The following is a 3,214-nucleotide window of genomic DNA, read 5'->3' on the forward strand; positions in this document are numbered from 1 at the left end:
ACAATAGGTTTAAGAAATTTTATTTAGAACCGATACTTTTTGTGGGATAATCACTCTATTATACAATTCTTTTTTGTCAGCAAGCATAGATATATTTATGGAAGGATAGACCATATTATTATAAATGTGAGGTAATGCTATGATGAATACAGGTTTTAATGAATTCGAAAAGAGCAAGTTGGAAGAATTGACTGAATTGGCGAAGAAATGCAGCTATATTGATCTGGAGCTTTTTGTCAAATACCAGGTAAAGCGCGGGCTGAGAGATTTGGATGGTAAGGGCGTGCTTGTAGGTTTGACGGAGATTGGTGAAGTTCATTCGTACATAATTGATGAAAACGAAATAGTACCTGTTCCCGGAAGATTGATTTACAGAGGGATAGATATTTTTGATTTGGTTGACGGTTTTATCGGTGAGGGACGTTTTGGCTTCGAAGAGACGGTATATTTGCTGCTTTTTGGTGATTTGCCGAACAAAGAGCAGCTGGGCGAATTTGAAAAGCTTCTGGCTTCATACCGCGAACTTCCGGAAAAGTTTCTCAAGGATATGATTTTAAATCTCCCGGGCAAGAATATCATGAACGTATTGGCAAGAAGCGTACTGGCCTACTACAGTTATGACTGCAATCCGGACGATACTTCGGTCAATAATGTTTTAAAGCAGTGCATACGATTGATTGCATGCATGCCAACAATCGCCGTTTATGCTTATCAGGCATTGTCCCATTATTATGACAAAAAGAGTCTGGTCATTCACCCTCCAAGGCCGGATTTGAGTACGGCGGAAAATATCTTACATATGTTAAGGCCCGACAGCAAATATACCGAGCTGGAGGCTAGATTGCTTGACCTTTCCCTTGTATTGCATGCAGAGCATGGAGGAGGTAACAATTCAACCTTTGTAACGCATGTGGTTACATCTTCCGGCACAGACACATACTCTGTTATCGCAGCAGCGCTCGGTTCTTTGAAAGGTCCGAGACACGGAGGCGCAAATATTAAGGTTTGTGAGATGTTTGAAGACTTGAAGCAAAATGTCAAGGACTTGAAGGATGACGAAGAGGTTGAAAACTACTTGATAAAGCTTTTAAATAAAGAAGCCTTTGACCGTTCAGGGCTGATTTACGGAATAGGTCATGCAGTTTATTCCATATCCGACCCGAGATGCCTCCTTCTTAAGGAGCAGGCAGAAAAGCTTGCCAAGGAAAAAGGTTTGGAGGATGAATTTGAGCTTTATGAAAGGGTAGAAAGATTGGCTCCCCAAATTATTGGAAGGGTTCGCAAAATGTACAAGGGCGTAAGCGCCAATGTGGATTTCTATTCGGGTTTTGTTTATAAAATGTTGAACCTTCCTTTGGAATTGTATACTCCGATTTTTGCCATCTCCAGAATGGCCGGTTGGGCTGCCCACCGCATAGAGGAGATTGTTAATGCAGGAAAAATCATAAGGCCGGCCTACAAGAGTGTTGCCGGAAGGCGTGAGTATGTTGCAATGAAGGATCGAAAATAGGAAAATGTCAAAACAGTATAAAAAAAGCCGCGAAACTTAGCGGCTTTTTTTATATAAGTAACTTTAGAAGTTAATTTATAGTACGCTGACTCTCCAGTAAATGTTGGATGAACAGGTCAATATGTTCTTTTGAAACATGCTGCATGATTATAATGTGGGCTTTATCTCCTTCGCAAGCTAGAGACCAGTAATTGCATATTGCATCGTTTGGTCTGTCTATTACAATGGTATTTGACCATGGATTTACGAAGTTATTCCAGCCGATAGAATCCAATCTGGCTTTGGCATATTCGGTAACTTTCATACATTGTTTAACATCCTGTTTGAATCCTTCCACACCTTTGCGGTTTACCTGATACCAAAGAAGCAATGAAGAAAGCCCATTGCGGCAACCGCTTATAGTGGTATCTTTTGTACCTACATAGGATACATCCGAGGTTTCAAGGATTTTTTGTATGTATTTTCTTTTTGTTTGTATGTATTTTCTTTTTGTAAGGAAGATACCTGCCGGCATAGGACAACCTATAAATTTATGACCGCTTATCGCAATGGAGTCTATGGGCAGAGTCTCAAAATTAAGCTCCGGTCCGTTTTCCATAAACGGTATCATACCGCCGAAAAGTGCCCCGTCATAGTGAATATGATACTCTTTGATATTATGTTTTTCAAATAAATCAACAATGGTTTTTACGTTATCAATGGCTCCGGTCATGGTTGTACCCAATGTTGCAACAAGCAATACCGGCTTGTTGCCGTTTTTTAGAATTCGTTCAATTAGTGCATCATAATTGAACTCGCCATTGGGCTGGGATGGAACTACCTCACCCGGCTTGCCCAATATCCATGCATTTTTCTTTATGCTGTAATGACTTGCCTCGGAGAAATAAAACACTCCGTCGGGATAGCGCTCGCGCGCAACCAACATTCCGCAAAGGTTCCCCTCGGTGCCGCCGTTTCCTATGTAACCCCAGGTTTCTTCCCATGGAAGTTTGTACACATCTGCGAAGAACTTTAAAACTTCCCGTTCCTGCTTCTTTGTGTCAATATTGACAGTAGAAGAATAAAAAGCGTCACCAAGATTGTTGGGCTGCAAGTTTAGAAATTTACCTAATTCAGCATATTCCAAACTTAAATTGAATGGGTATCCGAGATAATGCTGGTGTTTATCATATAAATCTTCATAAATTCTATCAATTTCTTTAAGTAAACATTCATTATTATTTGATTTAAATTCAGTAGCAATAGTAGAATCAAGCATTGAATCGAAAAACAAATTTTGATCTGTTGCCATTATTAAAAATCCCGTCCTCTCTTTGATAGTTAGAAATAATAATAACTGCATTTGAATATCAAATAGTTCTTCGAAACATGTTTCGTAAGTGATTCAATCCGCTCTTAATCGACAGAATGATTCCAAGACCCGTTATTTGAATTTGGGTTATTCGAATTTTCTGTAGATTAACTCTTATAAAAGCATTTTTTATTACACTGAACTTTCAAAACAAAATCAACTTTAACTTGCAATTGAAACTTGGTAACTGATACTTTAAAAAACTTGCCCTGCACAAGTTTGATATTGGACAAATAAATAGAATTTTTATAATATAGGTACCTATAAAGGAATTATATACATAATATTAAAAAAAATCACGTTTCTTTTGCAGTTATAGTTTAAAAGAAAAATTACCAAAGGCAATAATACAC

2 protein-coding genes are annotated in these 3,214 nt (G+C 38.4%); one reads left to right on the forward strand and one right to left on the reverse strand.

Features of this window, described 5'->3' with window-relative positions; all coding sequences use genetic code 11:
* The first annotated feature begins 139 nt into the window (after nucleotides 1-139).
* Entirely contained in the window at nucleotides 140-1,510 is a 1,371-nt protein-coding gene (locus PLH43_RS13355) for a citrate/2-methylcitrate synthase (RefSeq protein WP_324363926.1), read from the forward strand.
* Nucleotides 1,511-1,580: 70 nt separating this feature from the next.
* Here the strand turns inward: PLH43_RS13355 and PLH43_RS13360 are convergent, their stop codons facing one another.
* Entirely contained in the window at nucleotides 1,581-2,801 is a 1,221-nt protein-coding gene (locus PLH43_RS13360) for a histidine decarboxylase (protein WP_324363928.1), read from the reverse strand.
* Nucleotides 2,802-3,214: the final 413 nt, after the last annotated feature.

The sequence above is a fragment of the Acetivibrio sp. genome (genome assembly GCF_035371925.1).
Lineage (GTDB): Bacteria > Bacillota > Clostridia > Acetivibrionales > Acetivibrionaceae > Hungateiclostridium.

Excerpts from the sequence above, each read along its gene's own strand:
- PLH43_RS13355 (WP_324363926.1), top strand. The coding sequence starts at position 140 with ATGATGAATACAGGTTTTAATGAATTCGAAAAGAGCAAGTTGGAAGAA.
- PLH43_RS13360 (WP_324363928.1), bottom strand. The coding sequence starts at position 2,801 with ATGGCAACAGATCAAAATTTGTTTTTCGATTCAATGCTTGATTCTACT.